15 protein-coding genes and 1 tRNA gene are annotated in these 18,382 nt (G+C 71.5%); 10 read left to right on the top strand and 6 right to left on the bottom strand.

Features of this window, described 5'->3' with window-relative positions; translation table 11 throughout:
* Nucleotides 1-86: 86 nt before the first annotated feature.
* On the bottom strand, nucleotides 87-1,301 hold the full coding sequence (locus tag PSEJ35_RS0101440) for an MFS transporter (RefSeq protein WP_028916224.1): 1,215 nt from the start codon (nucleotides 1,299-1,301) through the stop codon (nucleotides 87-89).
* A gap of 100 nt (nucleotides 1,302-1,401) precedes the next feature.
* On the opposite strand from PSEJ35_RS0101440, the gene PSEJ35_RS0101435 reads away from it, so the two are divergent.
* The 4 genes from PSEJ35_RS0101435 (at nucleotide 1,402) to cgtA (ending at nucleotide 4,240) form a co-directional block, all read left to right on the top strand.
* On the top strand, nucleotides 1,402-2,316 hold the full coding sequence (locus PSEJ35_RS0101435) for a LysR family transcriptional regulator (protein WP_028916223.1): 915 nt from the start codon (nucleotides 1,402-1,404) through the stop codon (nucleotides 2,314-2,316).
* Between the two features lie 109 nt (nucleotides 2,317-2,425).
* Nucleotides 2,426-2,734 (top strand): 50S ribosomal protein L21, encoded by a 309-nt coding sequence (gene rplU / locus PSEJ35_RS0101430; protein WP_028916222.1) that lies wholly within the window; start codon nucleotides 2,426-2,428, stop codon nucleotides 2,732-2,734.
* A 19-nt stretch (nucleotides 2,735-2,753) separates the two neighbouring features.
* Nucleotides 2,754-3,014, top strand: coding sequence for a 50S ribosomal protein L27 (gene rpmA, locus PSEJ35_RS0101425; RefSeq protein WP_024868095.1), 261 nt, complete (start codon nucleotides 2,754-2,756; stop codon nucleotides 3,012-3,014).
* 167 nt (nucleotides 3,015-3,181) lie between these two features.
* Nucleotides 3,182-4,240 carry an Obg family GTPase CgtA gene (gene cgtA / locus PSEJ35_RS0101420; RefSeq protein WP_028916221.1) on the top strand — a complete coding sequence of 353 codons (1,059 nt, stop codon included), beginning with the start codon at nucleotides 3,182-3,184 and terminating at the stop codon, nucleotides 4,238-4,240.
* Nucleotides 4,241-4,355: 115 nt separating this feature from the next.
* Here the strand turns inward: cgtA and rpsT are convergent, their stop codons facing one another.
* The gene (gene rpsT, locus PSEJ35_RS0101415) at nucleotides 4,356-4,625 is read right to left on the bottom strand and encodes a 30S ribosomal protein S20 (protein ID WP_024868097.1); all 270 of its coding nucleotides are present in this window, start codon (nucleotides 4,623-4,625) and stop codon (nucleotides 4,356-4,358) included.
* A 131-nt stretch (nucleotides 4,626-4,756) separates the two neighbouring features.
* Between rpsT and murJ the strand changes: the two genes are divergently transcribed.
* The 5 genes from murJ (at nucleotide 4,757) to ispH (ending at nucleotide 11,795) form a co-directional block, all read left to right on the top strand.
* Nucleotides 4,757-6,316, top strand: coding sequence for a murein biosynthesis integral membrane protein MurJ (gene murJ / locus PSEJ35_RS0101410; RefSeq protein ID WP_028916220.1), 1,560 nt, complete (start codon nucleotides 4,757-4,759; stop codon nucleotides 6,314-6,316).
* A 136-nt stretch (nucleotides 6,317-6,452) separates the two neighbouring features.
* A complete protein-coding gene (locus tag PSEJ35_RS15080; protein ID WP_051412405.1) occupies nucleotides 6,453-7,436 on the top strand; it encodes a bifunctional riboflavin kinase/FAD synthetase in 984 nt (327 codons plus the stop codon).
* A 4-nt stretch (nucleotides 7,437-7,440) separates the two neighbouring features.
* Nucleotides 7,441-10,287 carry an isoleucine--tRNA ligase gene (gene ileS / locus PSEJ35_RS0101400; RefSeq protein ID WP_028916219.1) on the top strand — a complete coding sequence of 949 codons (2,847 nt, stop codon included), beginning with the start codon at nucleotides 7,441-7,443 and terminating at the stop codon, nucleotides 10,285-10,287.
* Nucleotides 10,287-10,793 carry a signal peptidase II gene (gene lspA / locus PSEJ35_RS0101395; RefSeq protein ID WP_028916218.1) on the top strand — a complete coding sequence of 169 codons (507 nt, stop codon included), beginning with the start codon at nucleotides 10,287-10,289 and terminating at the stop codon, nucleotides 10,791-10,793. Before ileS ends, lspA begins: the two co-directional genes overlap by 1 nt.
* 51 nt (nucleotides 10,794-10,844) lie before the next feature.
* Complete coding sequence (gene ispH, locus PSEJ35_RS0101390) at nucleotides 10,845-11,795, top strand: 4-hydroxy-3-methylbut-2-enyl diphosphate reductase (RefSeq protein ID WP_028916217.1); 951 nt, start codon at nucleotides 10,845-10,847, stop codon at nucleotides 11,793-11,795.
* Between the two features lie 6 nt (nucleotides 11,796-11,801).
* Here ispH and PSEJ35_RS0101385 read toward each other — a convergent pair whose 3' ends face one another.
* Together PSEJ35_RS0101385 and PSEJ35_RS0101380 are read right to left on the bottom strand one after the other, a co-directional pair.
* On the bottom strand, nucleotides 11,802-14,126 hold the full coding sequence (locus PSEJ35_RS0101385; protein ID WP_028916216.1) for a DUF3772 domain-containing protein: 2,325 nt from the start codon (nucleotides 14,124-14,126) through the stop codon (nucleotides 11,802-11,804).
* 111 nt (nucleotides 14,127-14,237) lie between these two features.
* Nucleotides 14,238-14,313, bottom strand: a tRNA-Thr gene (locus PSEJ35_RS0101380).
* Nucleotides 14,314-14,611: 298 nt separating this feature from the next.
* Between PSEJ35_RS0101380 and radA the strand changes: the two genes are divergently transcribed.
* Entirely contained in the window at nucleotides 14,612-16,012 is a 1,401-nt protein-coding gene (radA, locus tag PSEJ35_RS0101375; RefSeq protein WP_028916215.1) for a DNA repair protein RadA, read from the top strand.
* Nucleotides 16,013-16,029: 17 nt separating this feature from the next.
* Here the strand turns inward: radA and PSEJ35_RS0101370 are convergent, their stop codons facing one another.
* Nucleotides 16,030-17,244: a S41 family peptidase gene (locus tag PSEJ35_RS0101370; protein WP_084635384.1), complete on the bottom strand. Its 1,215-nt coding sequence runs from the start codon at nucleotides 17,242-17,244 to the stop codon at nucleotides 16,030-16,032.
* A 198-nt stretch (nucleotides 17,245-17,442) separates the two neighbouring features.
* On the bottom strand, nucleotides 17,443-18,363 hold the full coding sequence (locus PSEJ35_RS15075) for a filamentous hemagglutinin N-terminal domain-containing protein (protein ID WP_051412404.1): 921 nt from the start codon (nucleotides 18,361-18,363) through the stop codon (nucleotides 17,443-17,445).
* Between the last annotated feature and the right edge of the window lie 19 nt (nucleotides 18,364-18,382).

The following is an 18,382-nucleotide window of genomic DNA, read 5'->3' as shown; positions in this document are numbered from 1 at the left end:
CGGTGACGTGGATTCAGCCTGCCGTGGATGAACGCATTCCGTAGCCCGACGCCAGCGCTGCCATCGCCTTCAGGCCCAGGCACCACTCAGCCGCAGGCGCTGCCCTCGGCAACCAGCGCCTTCGGTTGCCGCCGCGCCAGCGCCAGGCTCCACAGGGCCACCGCGAATGCCGATGCCGGCACCAGCGCGCCGACCCAGGGCAGGGCGCCCAGGCCGCCGCCATGCGAGATCACCGCACCGCCCAGCCACGCACCCAGTGCGTTGCCGAGGTTGAATGCGCCGATGTTCAGGCTCGACGCCAGGCTCGGCGCGTCGCCGGCCTGGCGCAGCACCCACAGCTGCAGCGGGGCGACGGTGGCGAAGGCGGCCGCGCCCAGCACACCGGTGGCCAGCACCATCGCCCACGGCTGCGCCAGGACCAGGCCCATTGCCGCCATCACCAGGGCCAGGGTGGCCAGCGTCCACAGCAGCGCCGGTTCCAGGCGGCGGTCGGCCAGTCGCCCGCCCAGCAGGTTGCCGACGATCATGCCCACGCCGAAGACCAGCAGGATCGGCGAGACCGCCGCATCGGCGAAGCCTGTCACCTGGGTCAGGATCGGCTGGATGAAGGTGTAGACGGTGAACATGCCACCGAAGCCCAGCACGGTCATCAGCAGGCCCAGCAGCACCTGCGGCCGCCCCAGTACGCGGAACTCGTCGCGAAACGCCGGTGCCGCTCGCTCGCCGCGCTCGGCAGGCACCAGCGTGGCGATCACCACCGTCGCCACCACGCCAATGGCTGCCACCGCCCAGAACGTGGCGCGCCAGCCGGCCTGCAGGCCCAGCCACGCGCCGGCCGGCACGCCCAGCAGGGTCGCCACGGTCAGGCCGGTGAACATGATCGAGATTGCCGAGGCCTTGCGATCCTCGCCCACCAGGCCGGTGGCGACCACCGCGCCGACACCGAAGAAGGTGCCGTGCGCCAGCGAGGTGATCACCCGGGCGATCATCAGCGTGGTGTAGTTCGGCGCCAGCGCGCAGGCCAGGTTGCCCAGGGTGAACACCACCATCAGCGCGACCAGCACAGTCTTGCGCGGCAGCCGGCCGGTGGCCGCGGTCAGCAGCGGCGCGCCGAAGAACACGCCCAGCGCGTAGCCGGAGATCAGCAGTCCGGCCGCGGCGATGGTGACCTGCAGGTCGGCGGCGACCTGCATCAGCAGGCCCATGATCACGAACTCGGTGGTGCCGATGCCGAACGCGCCGGCGGTCAGGGCGTACAGCGCGACCGGCATGGGCGATCGTCGGGAGGCAGGGAGGGACATGGCGGCGGGGGTGTTGGCGAAGACGGGGCGACAGCCTGGGCCTTTCGCACACTTCGAAAAACAGCGAACATCACCAAGCACTATCAATGGAATCGTGATAATGGACCGTGTCGGCGACCTTGCCCTGTTCCTGCGCGTGCTCGACCTGGGGTCGATCACCGCCGCCGCGCACAGCCTGGACCTGTCGGTGGCGGTGGCCAGCCAGCGGCTGAAGCGGCTGGAAAAGGAACTGGGCGTGCGCCTGCTGCACCGGACCACCCGGCGCCTGCATCCGACTCCCGAAGGCCTGGCCCTGGCCGAGCGCGGCCGGGTGCTGGTCGAGGAACTGGAATCCCTGGGTGCCGGCCTGCGCGAAACGGCGCAGGACGTGGCCGGCACGCTGCGGGTCACCGCCTCGGCCTCGTTCGGGCGCCAGTACATTGCCCCGCTGCTGCCTGAGTTTCTTGGCCGCCATCCGCGCCTGCGGGTCAGCCTGGACCTGGACGACCGCTACATGGACCTGGTTGGCGCCGGCTTCGACCTGGCGATCCGGATCGGCGCGCTGGCCGATTCGGGGCTGGTGTCGCGCCAGCTGGTGGCCAACCACCGCGTGCTCTGTGCCTCGCCTGACTACCTCGAACGTCGGGGCGTGCCCCAGGTCCCTGCTGATCTGGCCGGCCACGACTGCATACTGCTGACCGGCCGCGACGGCCGCCAGGACGTGTGGACCTTGCGGCAGCCCGACGGGTCGCCGGTCTCGGTGCGGGTGTCCGGCCGCTTCGAGAGCAACTACGGCGATGCCCTGCGCGAGGCGGTGCTGGGCGGGCTGGGGATCGCCCTGCACTCGACCTGGCACGTGCACGAGGACCTGCGCCTGGGGCGGCTGGTGCCGGTCCTGTCCGGTTTCCCGCTCCCGCCCAGCGGAATCCATGCGGTCATGCCGGGAAGGCGTATGGTTCTGCCCCGGGTCCGGGCCTTCGTGGACTTCCTGGCCGGGCAGTTCGACCCGCCGCCGTGGCAGGCCGCTGCCGGATGAACGGTCGGACCGGTCGGTTGCGCGTAACCGGCTGAAATCCCTATAATCCCGCTTCTGACCGCCCTCGATGGCGTCAGCGACCACAATAACTACAGAGGAATGCCTGGTCATGTACGCAGTTCTGGTTACCGGCGGTAAGCAATACCGCGTGGCGCAGGGCGAAACGCTCCGCGTCGAGAAGCTCGAGGCCGAAGCCGGCTCCGAGATCAAGTTCGACAACATCCTGCTGCTGGGCGACAGCGACGGGATCAAGGTCGGTGACGCGCTCAATGGCGCCAGCGTGACCGCCAAGGTCGTCGGCCACGGCCGCGCCGACAAGGTCCGCATCATCAAGTTCCGCCGCCGCAAGCACCACATGAAGCGGCAGGGCCACCGCCAGCACTACACCGAAATCGAAATCACCGGCATCGCCGGCTAATCAGTAAGGAGAATCCGTCATGGCACACAAAAAGGGCGTAGGCTCCTCGCGCAACGGCCGCGATTCCAACCCGAAGTACCTGGGCGTCAAGATCTTCGGCGGCCAGGCCGTCGAGGCCGGCAACATCATCGTCCGCCAGCGCGGCACCCAGTTCCATCCGGGCGCCGGCGTCGGCCTGGGCCGCGACCACACCCTGTTCGCGCTGGTCGACGGCAAGGTCGAGTTCTCGACCAAGGGTCCGGCCAAGCGCCGCACCGTCAGCGTCGTCGCCGAGGTCTGATCGCGCGCCGCGCCCGCGGGCGTGGCCGGATCGACGCGAAAGCCCCGCTCCGGCGGGGCTTTCCGTTTCCGGCATCCACAATTTCCTCGGCCGGTGCGGCCTCGCCGCGCCGGCGCGCCGGTAGACTGTGCCGGCGCCGCATTCCCCCATTCCAGGTCCTGTACCCCATGAAGCTCGTCGACGAGGCTGAAATCGAGGTGATCGCCGGCAACGGCGGCAACGGCTGCGTCGGTTTCCGCCGCGAGAAGTTCATTCCGCTGGGCGGGCCGGACGGCGGCGACGGCGGCAACGGCGGCAGCGTCTGGCTGGTGGCCGACGAGAACCTCAACACCCTGGTGGATTTCCGCCACGAGCGGATCTTCCGCGCCCAGCGCGGCGAGAACGGCATGGGCCGGCAGATGTACGGCAAGGGCGGCGAGGACCGGATCATCACGGTGCCGGTCGGCACGGTGGTGACCAACGTCGAGACCGCCGAGGTCATCGGCGACCTGACCCGGCACGGCGACCGCCTGCTGGTGGCCCGCGGCGGCAAGGGCGGGCTGGGCAACATGCACTTCAAGAGCTCGGTCAACCGCGCGCCGCGCCAGGCCACCCCGGGCGAGCCGGGCGAGCACCGCACCCTGCGGCTGGAGCTGAAGCTGCTGGCCGACGTCGGCCTGCTCGGCTTCCCCAACGCCGGCAAGAGCACCTTCATCCGCGCCGTCTCGGCGGCCACGCCGAAGGTGGCGGACTACCCGTTCACCACGCTGTATCCGAACCTGGGCGTGGTCAGCGTCGAGGCGCACCGCAGCTTCGTCATCGCCGACATCCCCGGCCTGATCGAGGGCGCGGCCGATGGCGCCGGCCTGGGCGCGCAGTTCCTGCGCCACCTTCAGCGCACCCGCCTGCTGCTGCACCTGGTCGACATCTCGCCGATGGAGGGCGGGGTGGAGGGCGTCAGCCCGGTCGAGCAGGTGCGCGCGATCGAGCGCGAGCTGGGCAAGCACGACCCCGGACTGCTGGCCAAGCCGCGCTGGCTGGTGCTGAACAAGGCCGACCTGATGTTCGAGGACGAGGCCAGGGCGGCGGCCGGACAGATCGTGGCCGAGTTGGGCTGGGAGCAGCCCTGGTTCCTGGTCTCGGCGCTGGGCCGCGAGGGCACCTGGCCGATCATGCTCGAGGTGATGACCTTCCTGGACCGGCTGCGCATGGCCGAGGCGGAAGCGGAAGACGATGCCGCGCGCTGAGGGGGTGCGGCAGACGGCAAAAAACCCGGCCGGGGCCGGGTTTTTCATTGCGCGCCTGGCGTGCGGCCGGGCGGCAGGGGTGGCGCGGGTGGCGAAGCCCGCGCCGGCAGCCGGATCAGGCGGCCTTGAGCGCCTTGATGCGGGCGTTCAGGCGGGCCTTGTGGCGGGCAGCCTTGTTCTTGTGGATCAGGCCGCGGGCGCTGAAACGGTCCAGGATCGGCTGGGCGGTGGCGAAGGCCGCCTCGGCGCCTGCGGCGTCGTTGGCGTCCAGGGCCTTGAGGACCTTCTTGACGGCGGTACGGAGCTGCGAACGCTGGGCGGCGTTGCGCGCATTGCGCACGACGGTCTGCTTGGCGCGCTTTTTGGCGGACTTGATGTTGGCCACGGCAGTGGATTCCTGGAAAACGGGTGCGAAAACAGAATGGTGGAGTACAGCGAACGCGAAATTATGGCGGATTCAAGTACTTGGGTCAACAGGCCCCGGGCGGCCCGCGCCGGGCGGCCGGAGGCTTCCCGATGAGCGGTCCGCGGCTGCTGCGCTCGACCGCGGTGTTCAGCGCGATGACCCTGCTGTCGCGCATCGCCGGTTTCGCCCGGGACATGCTGCAGGCCACCCTGTTCGGCACCGGCGGGGCGATGAGCGCCTTCATCGTCGCCTACCGCATCCCGAACTACCTGCGCCGGGTGTTCGCCGAGGGCTCGATGGCGATGGCCTTCGTGCCGGTGCTCAACGAGATCAAGGAGCGTGGCGACAAGGCGGCGCTGAAGTCCTTCATCGACCACATGGCCGGCGCGCTGTGCGCGGTGGTGATGGTGGTCTGCGCCGCCGGCATGCTGGCCGCGCCGCTGATCGCGCGGCTGTTCGCGCCGGGCTGGGCCGAGGAGCCGGAGCTGCTGGCGCAGACCGCGCAGATGCTGCGGATCACCTTCCCGTACCTGCTGTTCATCTCGATGATGTCGCTGGCCGCGTCGGTGCTCAACAGCGCCGGCCGTTTCGGCCTGCCGGCGTTCACCCCGGTCCTGCACAACCTGACCATGATCGCGGCGATGCTGTGGCTGGCGCCGCGCTTCGACGTGCCGCCGCGCGGCCTGGCCTGGGGCGTGCTGGTGGCCGGCGCGCTGCAGCTGGTCCTGCTGTGGGGGGCGCTGGGGCGGATGGGGCTGCGCCCGCGGCTGCGGCCGGGGTTCTCGCACCCTGACGTGCGCAAGGTGGCCAGGCTGATGCTGCCGACCCTGTTCTCGTCCTCGGTGGCGCAGGTGAACCTGATCGTCGGCACCGTGTTCGCCTCGCTGCTGGCGGCCGGCAGCGTCGACTGGCTGTACTACTCCGACCGCCTGGTCGAGTTCCCGCTGGGCCTGTTCGGGGTGGCGCTGGGCACGGTGATCCTGCCGCACCTGTCGCGCCGGCACGCGGCCGACGACGCCGAGGGCTACAACGCCTCGCTGGACTGGGGCCTGCGCATGGCCATGCTCGCCGGCATCCCGGCCGGCCTGGGCCTGCTGCTGCTGGCCGAGCCGATCACCGCCACGGTCTACAACTACGGCCACTTCACCGCCTTCGACACGCGCATGGCCGCGTACAGCCTGTCGGCGATGAGCCTGGGCGTGCCGGCCTTCATGCTCAGCAAGGTGCTGGCGCCGGCGTTCTTCTCGCGGCAGGACACGCGCACGCCGATGCGCGCGGCGATCTGGACGGTGGTGGCCAACGTGGTGCTGACGGTGGCCATCGTCACCCCGCTGTGGCGCGCTGGCACCCAGGGCGGCCACGCGGGCATCGCCCTGGCCACCGCGCTGGCCGGCATCGTCAACGCGGCGATCCTCTGGCACGTGCTGCGCAAGTCCGGCCTGTACCGGCCGCAGCCGGGCTGGGGTGGGTTCACCCTGCGCATGGGCGCGGCCTGCGTGGCGATGGCGGCGGTGGTGCTGGCCGCCCGGGCCTGGATCGGCGACTGGACCGCCATCGACGGCGCGACGCAGCGCGTTGCCTGGTTGCTGGTGGCGATCGCCGCGGGTGCGGCCGCCTACGGCCTGGTGCTGCTGGCCCTGGGCTTGCGCCTGCGCCACCTGCGGCACTGACCGTTCCCCGTCCGTGGGCGGCGAAAACCGCCCCGCCAGGCCGCCGCAAGCCCCATGCCGGCTATACTTCGGCGTTCGGCCCCGGCCGGCGCCCGCGCGCCGCCGCGGGGCTGTCCCTCCGGTCATGACGAGATAGATGAGCAGGCTGTTCCGTGACGTCGATGGCGGGTCGTTGTGCCCGCGCGGCAGCGTGGTCTGCATCGGCGCCTTCGACGGCCTCCACCTGGGCCACCGGGCGCTGCTGCGGCACGCCGTGGCGCGGGCGCGGGCGCTGGGCGTGGATGCGGTCGCCCTCAGTTTCGAGCCGCTGCCGCGCGAGTACTTCGGCCGCGGCAACCCGCCGCCGCGCCTGACCCTGCCGCGCGACCGGATCCAGCTGCTGCTGGGCGAGGGCCTGGACCGCCTGGGCCTGCTGCGCTTCAACGCCGCGCTGGCGGCGATGCCGGCCGGGGAGTTCGTGCGCCGCGTGCTGGCAGGCCGGCTGGGCGCGCGCGAGGTCTGGATCGGCCCGGAATTCCGCTTCGGCAACCGCCGTGGCGGCGACCTGGCCCTGCTGCAGGCGATGGGCGCCGAACTGGGCTTCACCGCCGGCGAGATCGCCCCGGTCGAGGCCGGTGGCGAGCGCGTCTCCAGCACCCGCATCCGCGAGGCCCTGGTCGCCGGGCGCTTCGACGAGGTCGCCGCGCTGCTGGGCCGTCCCTACGCCATCGGCGGGCGGGTGGTACGCGGCCGCCAGCTCGGCCGCACCCTCGGCTTCCCCACCGCCAACCTGCGTTTCCCGAAGACCCCGGCGCTGGCCGGGATCTACGCCACCCTGGTCCATGGCCTGGAGGAAGCCGGCGGCCGGCCGTGGCCGTCGGTGTCCAGCTTCGGCACCCGCCCCACCGTGGACGGGGTGGAGCCGCTGCTGGAGGCCCACCTGTTCGATTTCAGCGGCGACCTCTACGGGCGCCACCTGCGGGTCGAGTTCGTCGCCAAGCTGCGCGACGAGGAGAAGTTCCCCGACCTGCCGGCGCTGACCGCCCAGATGCACCGCGACGCGGCCGAGGCCCGTCGCATACTCGCCGCCACCACGGCGGAAGTCCCGCAACCCCATCTCGAAGCCGCTGCGCAACGGTAGACCCGTGACCCAAGACTACAAAGCCACCCTGCACCTGCCCGCCACGGATTTCCCGATGCGCGGCGACCTGCCCAAGCGCGAGCCGCAGACGCTCGAGCGCTGGGAGAAGGAAGGCCTGTACGCCCAGCTGCGCGCGCACGCCAGGGGCCGGCCGCTGTTCGTCCTGCACGACGGCCCGCCGTACGCCAACGGCGCGATCCACCTGGGCCACGCGGTCAACAAGATCCTCAAGGACATCATCGTCAAGTCGAAGTACATGGCCGGCTTCGACGCGCCGTACATCCCGGGCTGGGACTGCCACGGCCTGCCGATCGAGATCGCGATCGAGAAGAAGTACGGCAAGGTCGGGGTGAAGCTCGACGCCACCGAATTCCGGCAGAAGTGCCGCGAGTACGCCGAATCGCAGATCGAGATCCAGCGCAAGGACTTCAAGCGCCTGGGCGTGATCGGCGACTGGGACAACCCGTACAAGACGCTGAATTTCCGCTTCGAGGCCGACGAGATCCGCGCGCTGGCGAAGATCGTCGACAACGGCCACCTGACCCGCGGCGTCAAGCCCGTCCACTGGTGCTTCGACTGCGGCTCGGCGCTGGCCGAGGCCGAGATCGAGTACCAGGACAAGGTCTCCCCGGCGGTCGACGTGGCCTACACCGCGCGCGACGGCCAGGCCGTGGCGCGTGCTTTCGGCGTCGAGTTGCCGGAAGGCGTCGAGGTCGCGGTGCCGATCTGGACCACCACGCCGTGGACGCTGCCGGCATCGCTGGCCATCTCGGTGGGCCCGGAGCTGGAATACGCGCTGGTCGAAGGCCCGGCCCACGATGGCCGCCGCCGCTGGCTGGTGCTGGCCGACGCGCTGGCCGAGCGCGCGCTGGCGCGCTACGGCGTGGCCGGCGTCACCGTGCACGGCCGCGCCGCCGGCGTCACGCTGGAGCACCTGCAGTTCGCCCATCCGTTCTACGACGAACGCGACATCCCGATCATCCTCGGCGGCCACGTGTCGGCCGACGACGGTACCGGCGCGGTCCATACCGCGCCCGGCCACGGCCAGGACGACTACGTCGTCAGCAAGGCCTACGGCATCGTCGACCGCTACACCGCGGCGCAGCTGAACCCGGTCGACGGGCGTGGCGTGTACCTGCCGTCGACCCCGGCCGCGCGTGGCGTCGAACTGGCCGGCCTGCATATCTGGAAGGCCAACGACACCATCATCGACGTGCTGCGCGCCAGCGGCGCGCTGCTGGCTGCGTCGAAGCTCGAGCACAGCTACCCGCACTGCTGGCGCCACAAGACCCCGATCGCGTTCCGCGCCACCCCGCAGTGGTTCATCTCGATGGACCAGGCCCACCTGCGCGCCGATGCGCTGCAGGCGATCAAGGGCGTGAAGTGGTATCCGGAATGGGGCCAGGCGCGCATCACCTCGATGGTCGAGGGCCGCCCGGACTGGACCATCTCGCGCCAGCGCACCTGGGGCGTGCCGATCGCGCTGTTCGTGCACCGCGAGACCGGCGAGCCGCATCCGCGCAGCAGCGAGCTGATGCGCCAGGTTGCCGACCGCGTCGAGCAGGGCGGGGTGGACGTGTGGTATTCGCTGGACCCGGCCGAGCTGCTCGGCGACGAGGCCGGCGACTACGAGAAGATCACCGACATCCTCGACGTCTGGTTCGACTCCGGCGTCACCCACGAAGGCGTGCTGCTGGAGCGCGGCCTGGGCAAGCCGGCCGACCTGTACCTGGAAGGCTCGGACCAGCACCGCGGCTGGTTCCAGTCCTCGCTGCTGACCGGCGTGGCCATCGACAGGGCCGCGCCGTACCGGCAGTGCCTCACCCACGGTTTCACCGTGGACGAGCATGGCCGCAAGATGTCCAAGTCGCTGGGCAACGGCATCGAGCCGCAGGACATCATGAAGAACCTGGGCGCGGACATCCTGCGCCTGTGGATCGCCTCGGCCGACTACTCCAACGAGATGTCGCTGTCGCAGGAAATCCTCAAGCGCAACGCCGATGCCTACCGCCGCATCCGCAACACCGCGCGCTTCCTGCTGGCCAACCTGCACGGCTTCGAGCCGGCGCGCGACCTGCCGGCGCTGGAGGACATGGTCGCCCTCGACCGCTGGATCGTGCACCGCGCCTGGGAAGTGCAGGAGAAGATCAAGGACGCCTACGGGCGCTACGACTTCGCCGCGATCGTGCAGGCCCTGCTGAACTTCTGCAGCGTCGACCTGGGTTCGCTGTACCTGGACGTGACCAAGGACCGCCTGTACACGATGCGCGAGGACTCGCGCGGCCGGCGCAGCGCGCAGGGCGCGATGTACCGCATCGCCGAGGCCTTCGTGCGCTGGATCGCGCCGATCCTCAGCTTCACCGCCGACGAGCTGTGGGGCTACCTGCCCAGGGCCACACCGGAGGGCGAGCGCCTGGGCAACGTGCTGTTCGCGACCTGGTACGAAGGGCTGGCACCGCTGCCGGCCGGCGCCGAGCTCGGCAGCGGCGACTTCGACCGCCTGCTGGCCCTGCGCGAGCAGGTGGCCAAGGTGCTGGAGCCGATGCGCGCCAACGGCCAGATCGGCGCGGCGCTGGAGGCGGAGATCACCATCACCGCCGGCGCCGACACTGCCGCCCACCTGCAGCCGCTGGCCGAGGAGCTGCGCTTCTTCTTCATCAGCGGCGACGTGGCCGTGGTCCCGGCGCAGACCGACGACATCTTCGTCAGCGCCGCGCCGACCACCAAGCCCAAGTGCGTGCGCTGCTGGCACCACCGCGCCGACGTGGGCGTGGTGGCGGAGCATCCGGAGCTGTGCGGGCGCTGCGCCAGCAATGTCGACGGCGCCGGTGAAGACCGGCGGTGGTTCTGATGGCCACCGCCCGGCCCCGTCCCAATGCGATCGTCTGGCTGCTGCTGTCGGCGGCGGTCATCGTCCTCGACCAGTGGAGCAAGGCCTGGGTGCTGTCCAGCCTGCCGGAGTACACGGCGGTGCCGGTGGTCGAGGGCTTCTGGAGCTGGTACCGGACCTACAACACCGGTGCCGCGTTCAGCATCCTGGCCAACGCCGGCGGCTGGCAGACCGTATTCTTCACGCTGCTGGCCTTCGCGATCTGCGGCCTGCTGGGCTGGTGGCTGTGGTGCACCCCGCGCGGCCACTGGCGCCAGGCGGCGCCGTACGCGCTGGTGATCGGCGGCGCGCTGGGCAACGTGGTGGACCGCCTGGTCCACGGCCACGTGGTCGACTTCATCCAGTGGTACTGGCGCGACTACTACTGGCCGGCGTTCAATGTGGCCGACGCGGCCATCGTCGCCGGCGCCATCGGCATCGCCCTGTCCGGCCTGTTCGATGGCGGCCGCGGCAAGCGCGGTTCATGATCGCGGTGCCACGCTATCGCATGGCCTTCCCGGGCCCGTAACCGAGACCCCATGGACGTCATCCTCGCCAATCCCCGTGGTTTCTGCGCCGGCGTCGACCGCGCGATCGAGATCGTCAAGCGTGCCATCGAGACCCTCGGTGCGCCGATCTACGTGCGCCACGAGGTCGTGCACAACCGCTTCGTCGTCGACGACCTGCGCGCCCGCGGCGCGATCTTCGTCGAGGAGCTGGACGAGGTGCCGGACGGCAACACGGTGATCTTCAGCGCCCACGGCGTGTCCCAGGCGGTGCGCGCCGAGGCCGACCGCCGCGGGCTGAAGGTGTTCGACGCGACCTGCCCGCTGGTGACCAAGGTCCACCTGGAAGTGGCGCGCCACTGCCGCGCCGGCCGCGACGTGATCCTGATCGGCCACGCCGGCCACCCCGAGGTGGAAGGCACGATGGGGCAGTGGAAGGCGGACAGCGCCGGCGGTTCGATCTACCTGGTCGAGGACATCGACGACGTTGCCAGCCTCGTCGTCAGCCAGCCGGACAACCTGTTCTACACCACCCAGACCACGCTCTCGGTGGACGACACCCGCGGCATCATCGAGGCCCTGCAGCAGCGCTTCCCGGCGATCCAGGGGCCGAAGAACGACGACATCTGCTACGCCACGCAGAACCGCCAGGACGCTGTGCGCGAGCTGGCCGCGCACTGCGACCTGGTGCTGGTGGTCGGTTCGCCGAACAGCTCCAACTCCAACCGCCTGGCCGAGCTGGCCCGGCGCGAGGGCGTGGAATCGCACCTGATCGACGGCGCCCACGAGATCGACCCGGGCTGGGTCGCCGGCAAGCAGCACATCGGCCTGACCGCCGGCGCCTCCGCGCCGCAGGTGCTGGTCGACGGCGTGATCGCGCGCCTGCGCGAGCTCGGCGCCGCTTCGGTGAGCGAGCTGGACGGCGAGCCGGAGGACATGGTCTTCGCCCTGCCCAAGGAACTGCGCCTGCAGCTGGTGGACTGACCCCGGCTATACCATCCGGATATCTAGCTGGCGCAGCCGGCGCAGGATCTCGAACAGCAGCGCGCTGCGCACCCCGCCGGCCTGGCGCGGCGTGGCGACGAAACCGGTGGCGTTGAAGATGACCTGGCCCTTGTCGATGCCGTCGAGGGTCACGCCCGGCGCCGGCGCGTCGAGGATCGCCGGGTGCTCGCGGAAGGCTTCCAGCAGCAGCTCGCGCACCAGGTCCGCGTCGGTGGACAGCGGCATCGGCAGCACGATCTTCACCAGGCCTTCGGCATTGGAATAGGTGCGGTTGCGCACCGTCTTGGTGATCAGCTCCGAGTTCGGTACCAGCACCGTGGTGCGGTCGCCGGTCTGGATCTCGGTGGCGCGCACGTTGATCCGCCGGATGTCGCCCTCCGCGTCGCCGACCACCACCCAGTCGCCGACCTTCACCGGCCGTTCGGCCAGCAGGATCAGGCCGGAGATGAAGTTCTGCACGATCGCCTGCAGGCCGAAGCCGATGCCGACCGACAGCGCACTGGCGATCCAGGCGATCCGCTCCAGGCCCACGCCGATCGCCGCCAGCGCCATCGCCAGCGCCAGCACCATGGTGCCGTAGCCGAACAGGGTGACGACCGAGGCGCGCATGCCCTCGTCCATCTTCGTGGTCGGCAGGTAGCGCCGCGCCAGCCAGCGCTTGAGCAGGTGGAAGGCGCCGCTGGCCAGCAGGAACACCGCCAGCGCGCGGACCACGTTGGCCGGGCTGAGCACCAGTTCGCCGATGGTGATGCCGCGGGCCAGGCCCAGGGCGCGGTTGACCAGGTCCTCGCCGCCGGCGCCGTACGGCATCGCCAGCGCGATCAGGCCCAGCAGCGCCAGCAGCAGGCGCAGCACTGCCGAAACCAACACCGCCGCGCGTTCGACCAGCAGCGGATCCAGTCCGTAGCGGCTGCTGACCCGGCGCCCGGCCACGCCCTTGGCGCCGAGCACGGCAAAGGCCAGGTCGTCGGCGAAGCGCATCGCCAGGAACAGCGTCGCCAGCACCACCCCGGTCCACACCAGCTGCAGGGCGATGAAGCCGGACAGGGCCACATGGCCGGTGAACAGGCCGAGCAGGGCCAGCGACGCGCACACCCAGCCGATGCTGGTGGCGAAATTCATCCACGGCCGGAAATGCGGCTTCGGCGCGGCGGCATCGGGCTGGGCCTGCGCCTCGGCGCGCGCGGCCGCCGACTGCAGGCGGCGGATCCGCAGCAGCGCCCACAGCACCACGAAGGTGGAGACCAGCGCCGCCAGCGCGGTCAGCGCCACCGCCAGCGGCAGGCTGGCGTTGACCAGCGTGCCGAGCCGCTGCGGGAAGGTCGCGAGCACGATCGCCAGCGCCGCGGCCAGGGGCAGCGGCCGCAGCGTGCGGGCCCCCTCGTCGGAGATCGCCGGCAGCCGCCACGACGGGCTGCGCACCGCCAGCAGCACTGCGCCGAGCGTGGTCACGAAGGTGCCGAACACCAGCAGGCCGCCGGCGAGGCTGGCGAGATGGGCGACGGCCGCCGGGGCATCGGCCGGCAGCAGCGCCGCACGCAGCAGGCTGACGATCCACCACGCCGCCAGCGTCGACAGCAGCAGCCGCGCCACCGCCGGTGCCGAGCGGCGCAGGCGTCCGGGCGGTATATGCCGGCCGACCAGCTTCGGCACCGTGCGCACGCCGAACCAGCCGACCACCACCGCGACCAGCGCGGCCAGGGCCAGCAGCAGCGGCGAGCGCACCGGCCCGGCGCGCCAGTGCCCGGCGACGGTCTCGCGCGTCTGCTGCCACAGGCCCAGCACGCGCGCCTGGTCGCGGTCGCGGCTGTCCGCCAGCTCGCTCCAGAAGCGCGGGTTCCACGGCGGCGTGGTGCGGCGCGACAGGGTCTGGTGGAACGCCGCCTGGCGCTGCGCGGCGATCCGGTCCAGCAGCTGGCCGCTCTCGACCACGGTCAGCCGGGCCTGGCGCAGTTCGGCGTCGACCTCGTTGCGCTGCTCCTGAAGCTCGCGGCGCTCGCGGGTGACCTCCACCGCCTCCTGGCCTTCCGCGGTCGGGCCCTCGCCCAGTTCGGCCAGGCGCGCATCGAGGCTGTCCAGCTGCGGGCTGCGCTCGGCGATGGTCTTCTCGGCCAGCGCCTGGATCTTCAGGACCGCGTCGCGCGAAGCCTGCAGCGAGGCGTCGTCGTCCTGTTCCGGCAGGGCCGCGCCGATCTTCTCCAGCTGCTGGCGGGCCTGGTCCAGCGACGGCGCCTGCGCGAAGGCCGGCAGGGCCAGCAGCAGGGCGAGCAGGACGGTGAAGACGGCGGTCAGGCGGGCCGGGAAGTGCATGCGGCGGCAGGTCGTTGCAGAGGGGCTAACTTAACACCCGCCGCAGCGGGCTTCCGTCGCGCCGGGGCCGGAAACGACAAGGCCCCGCCGAAGCGGGGCCCGTCGCGAAGCTGGTGCCGGAAACAGGAGTCGAACCTGCGACCTACGCATTACGAATGCGCCGCTCTACCAACTGAGCTATTCCGGCAATGACCGGACGCTGGCGCGGCCGGGCCGGGAATTCTAACGGGTCGCGGCCGGGCAGGCCATAGCGGGGCGGTGACGGGCCCGGGGCGTTGTGACGTCCGCGCGGCCGTCCTGCGTTCCCCAGGATCGGCCGGGCGGTGCGCCGGTAGAGCGGGGCTTGTCCCGCTGCTCTTTTCGCCATGTCGCTTCGCCGGGCGGGGGAGTCGGGCGAGCCCGACTCTACGGTGAGGCACGGCGAGTCTCGCCAGCGGAGACGGGCGGCGGCTACATTGGCCGTCCCCAACCGCCGGATCCGCCACGTGGCCAAGCCTTCCGCCAAGACCAGCGCCCGCATCGCCTACGTCTGCGGCGAATGCGGCGCCGAGTACAGCAAGTGGCAGGGCCAGTGCGGCGAATGCAGCGCCTGGAATTCGCTGTCCCAGGTGGTGCTGGAGCCGGCCGCGTCCGCCGCCAGTCCGGCCGCCTCGCGCCGCGGCGGCTGGGCCGGCAAGGTCGATCCGCCGAAGGTCACCGCGCTCAAGGACGTCAGCCAGCTGGCCGAAGTGCGCGTGTCCACCGGCATCGGCGAGCTGGACCGCGTGCTGGGCGGCGGCCTGGTCGAAGGCGCGGTGGTGCTGGTCGGCGGCGATCCGGGCATCGGCAAGTCGACCCTGCTGCTGCAGGCGCTGGCGACGATGTCGGCGCAGCTGCCGGCGCTGTACGTCACCGGCGAGGAATCGCTGGCCCAGGTGGCCGGTCGCGCGGTGCGCCTGGACCTGCCGCTGGACAACCTGCAGGCGCTGGCCGAGACCGGCATCGAATCGATCCTGCAGCACGCCTCGCAGGCGAAGCCGCGCGTGGTCGTCGCCGACTCGGTGCAGACCCTGTGGAGCGAGACCCTGACCGCCGCGCCGGGCTCGGTCAGCCAGGTACGCGAGAGCGCGGCGCGGCTGGTGCGCTATGCCAAGGAGACCGGCACCGCGGTGTTCCTCGTCGGCCACGTCACCAAGGAAGGCGGCATCGCCGGCCCGCGCGTGCTCGAGCACATGGTCGACGCGGTGCTGTACTTCGAGGGCGAGAGCGGCAGCCGTTTCCGCGTGCTGCGCGCGTTCAAGAACCGCTTCGGCGCGGTCAACGAGCTGGGCGTGTTCGCGATGGGCGACAAGGGCCTGAAGGAAGTGCCCAACCCGTCGGCGATCTTCCTCTCCGGCAGCGCGCGCCAGCCGGGCAGCTGCGTGATGGTCACCCGCGAGGGCACCCGCCCGCTGCTGGTCGAAGTGCAGGCGCTGGTCGATTCCTCGCCGCTGTCCAATCCGCGCCGGGTAGCGGTGGGCCTGGAGCAGAACCGCCTGGCCATGCTGCTGGCCGTGCTGCACCGGCATGGCGGGGTGGTGGTGGGCGACCAGGACGTGTTCGTCAACGTGGTCGGCGGCATCCGCGTGCAGGAAACCGCCGCCGACCTGCCGGTGCTGCTGGCGGTGCTGTCCTCGCTGCGCGACCGCGCGCTGGCGGACAAGACCGTGGCCTTCGGCGAGGTCGGCCTGTCCGGCGAGATCCGCCCGGTGCCCAACGGCGAGGAGCGCCTGCGCGAGGCAGCCACGCACGGCTTCAGGCGTGCGATCGTGCCGAAGGCGAACGCGCCCAAGTCCGGCAGCTTCAAGGGCCTGGAAGTGATCGCGGTGGAGCGGCTGGCGCAGGCGCTGGACGCGGCGGCGGACTAGCCGCGCGCTGCCTCGTTTCAGCGCTGCAGCGTGTCCAGGACGGCGAGCAGTGGCGCGGGCGCGTCGGCTGCGCGCGTATCCAGCGCGACGTCGGGCGCGATGCCTTCGAGTTCGTTGGTGCCGTCGGCGAGGAACCTCGCGCAGTCGGGCATCGCCACCTCCAGCGACAGCACGTCCAGCCGGGTGCGCGTGGCCTCGCTGGTGTAACCGCAGCCGGCGCCGTGCGTGCGTTCGCCGACCACCGTGGCCACGCGGTTCTGCTGCGGCCAGGCGACGAAGTCCTCCGCCGCCGAAGCCGTGCCGCGGTCGGCCAGGACCAGCACCGGACCGCGCCAGGCGCCGATGCCCTGGAGGCGTTCGTCCGCGCCGGCGGGGGCGAGCACCGGACAGACCGGTTCGTTGCGCCAGACCGCGTCGCGGTCGCATGCCGGCCCGACGCGGCGGGATGCGGCACGGGTGAGCATCCGGGCGGTCACCAGCGCGACGACTTCGGCCACCCATTCGCTGCCGCCGCCATTGCCGGTCACGTCCACCAGCAGCCGGGTCGCGCCGTCGCGGCCCAGGGTTTCCAGCGAATCGACCAGCAACCGCTGCTGTTCGGCCCGCACCGCCAGTTGCAGCGCATACGCATCCATGCCCGGGCGGAACACGCGCTGGCAGGCCGCCAGGTACCGGCGCTCGGAGAACTGGGCGATGCGGACGACGCCGATGTCGCCGAGGCGGCCGAGCGGGAAATCGCCTGCGCGCAGCTGCCGCCAGCCCGGCATTTCCGCGAAGGGAAAGGCGAAGGCGTGGTTGCCTTCCTCGTAGCCTGCCGATGGGCAGTCCGCCACCGTAGCCGGCGCGGCTGCCGCCGGCGGAACCTGGGAAGAGCTGCCGCTGGTGGCAGGCGGCGACGGCTGGCGCCGCGGTTCAAGGCGCAGGTGCGGATCGTCGAAGCGCCTGAGGAAGGCCCTGAGCGCGAGCGAGGCGCGCAGGCGCGAGTGCGCGGTGGCCAGCGCGTGGGTGGTCTGGCGGTCCAGTTCGGCCAGGTCCAGGCCACGGTGGTCCCGGATCCAGTCCAGGTTGGCGTAGCCATGGGCCAGGTCGTGCTTCAGGCGCGCGTAGTCGGACAGCCAGGCGTCGCGGTCGTAGGTGACCACGTCCCAGAGACCGGCAGCGGCGACCGCCAGCCCGAGCAGCACGAGGGCTCGACGGAACCAGCGTCCCTTGGGTTTGCGTGCTTCCTGCATGGCCGGTCTCCTGCCTGGAAGACGCGGAAACTAGGCAGGCGGCAGGTGGCCCGCAAGCGTGCATGCGACGAGCCGGCGCACTTCGCGACGGAACCCGGTGGGGACGGAATGAAAGACCTGGCCTGCGACGGCGGTGGGGCGATCCTGCGCGATGCGGACGGGGCGACGGAAGGCCGCCAGGTGCCGGGTGGGGCTCTCTCAGCGCCCCGCGTCGTCGGCGAACATGCGCCGCACGCTGCCGCCCGCCGCGGGCAGCGCGGCTTCCTCCTGCGGCGCAGGCGTGGCCACCAGCAGCAGGCGGCCATTGCGCACGGCCGTGCCCCGCGCCTGCGGCACGCGCGCTGCGGCGACCGCGCTGGCCGCCACGTCGTTGTCGCCGTCGGCCGACAGGACGAACTCCTCGCCCTCCTGCTGCAGCCCGCCACCGTCGATCAGCGCCTGCATCTGTCCCGCATCGAGGCCGATGCGCAGGTGGCCGTCGGCGCCGGCGTCCAGGGTCAGCAGGCCGCCGGGGGACGCCGCATCCTCGCCGTCCTGGACGTCCATCGTGCCCGCGTCATCGGCGGGCGTAGTGGCGGCGAGCAGGCCGGACACCATCAGCGCCGGGATGCTCCCCCCGAGCGGCGGCTGCCACTGCGAACCGATGCCGGGGAGCGGCTCGCGCCCGGCGAGGAACTCGCCATCGGCGATGTCGAGGGTGGACGTCACCAGCTGCGCCGCATCGACCCGCGCGCCCGGCGCGAACAGCACGCCGGCCGGATTCACCAGGTAGACGTGGCCGTTGGCGGACAGGCTGCCGGCGATGCGCGACGGATCACCGCCCAGCACCCGGTTCAGCGCCACCGAGGTCGACGAGGGCTGTACGAAGCGCACCGCCGCGTCGGCGCCGATGTCGAAGCGGCTCCACTCCAGGATCGCGCGCCGGGTCTGCTGTGAGATGGTGAGGGTCCGGTCCTTGCGCGACAGTTCCGCCTTGCCGGCGACCACGCGGCCGTCTTCCGGCAGCGCATCGCGGTCCTGCGCCATGGCCAGTGCCGGCAGCAGCGCGAGCAGCGCCAGCGAGCAGGTGCGCGCGGTGCGGCGGGAGCGGGAGGGGACACGTTCGGGACGGGTGTGCATGGGTAGGTCCTGGCGCGTG

It is taken from the genome of Pseudoxanthomonas sp. J35 (genome assembly GCF_000513995.1).
Classification (GTDB): Bacteria; Pseudomonadota; Gammaproteobacteria; order Xanthomonadales; family Xanthomonadaceae; genus Pseudoxanthomonas.
The sequence above is the reverse complement of the archived record's forward strand: the minus strand, read 5'-3'. Positions and strand labels throughout refer to the sequence as shown.

Coding starts and splice junctions, on each gene's coding strand:
- lspA (WP_028916218.1), top strand. CDS start 10,287: ATGGCCACCGCCCGGCCCCGTCCCAATGCGATCGTCTGGCTGCTGCTG.
- PSEJ35_RS0101370 (WP_084635384.1), bottom strand. CDS start 17,244: ATGCAGGAAGCACGCAAACCCAAGGGACGCTGGTTCCGTCGAGCCCTC.
- rplU (WP_028916222.1), top strand. CDS start 2,426: ATGTACGCAGTTCTGGTTACCGGCGGTAAGCAATACCGCGTGGCGCAG.
- rpmA (WP_024868095.1), top strand. CDS start 2,754: ATGGCACACAAAAAGGGCGTAGGCTCCTCGCGCAACGGCCGCGATTCC.
- PSEJ35_RS0101435 (WP_028916223.1), top strand. CDS start 1,402: ATGGACCGTGTCGGCGACCTTGCCCTGTTCCTGCGCGTGCTCGACCTG.
- cgtA (WP_028916221.1), top strand. CDS start 3,182: ATGAAGCTCGTCGACGAGGCTGAAATCGAGGTGATCGCCGGCAACGGC.
- PSEJ35_RS0101440 (WP_028916224.1), bottom strand. CDS start 1,301: ATGTCCCTCCCTGCCTCCCGACGATCGCCCATGCCGGTCGCGCTGTAC.
- PSEJ35_RS15075 (WP_051412404.1), bottom strand. CDS start 18,363: ATGCACACCCGTCCCGAACGTGTCCCCTCCCGCTCCCGCCGCACCGCG.
- PSEJ35_RS15080 (WP_051412405.1), top strand. CDS start 6,453: ATGAGCAGGCTGTTCCGTGACGTCGATGGCGGGTCGTTGTGCCCGCGC.
- PSEJ35_RS0101385 (WP_028916216.1), bottom strand. CDS start 14,126: ATGCACTTCCCGGCCCGCCTGACCGCCGTCTTCACCGTCCTGCTCGCC.
- murJ (WP_028916220.1), top strand. CDS start 4,757: ATGAGCGGTCCGCGGCTGCTGCGCTCGACCGCGGTGTTCAGCGCGATG.
- ispH (WP_028916217.1), top strand. CDS start 10,845: ATGGACGTCATCCTCGCCAATCCCCGTGGTTTCTGCGCCGGCGTCGAC.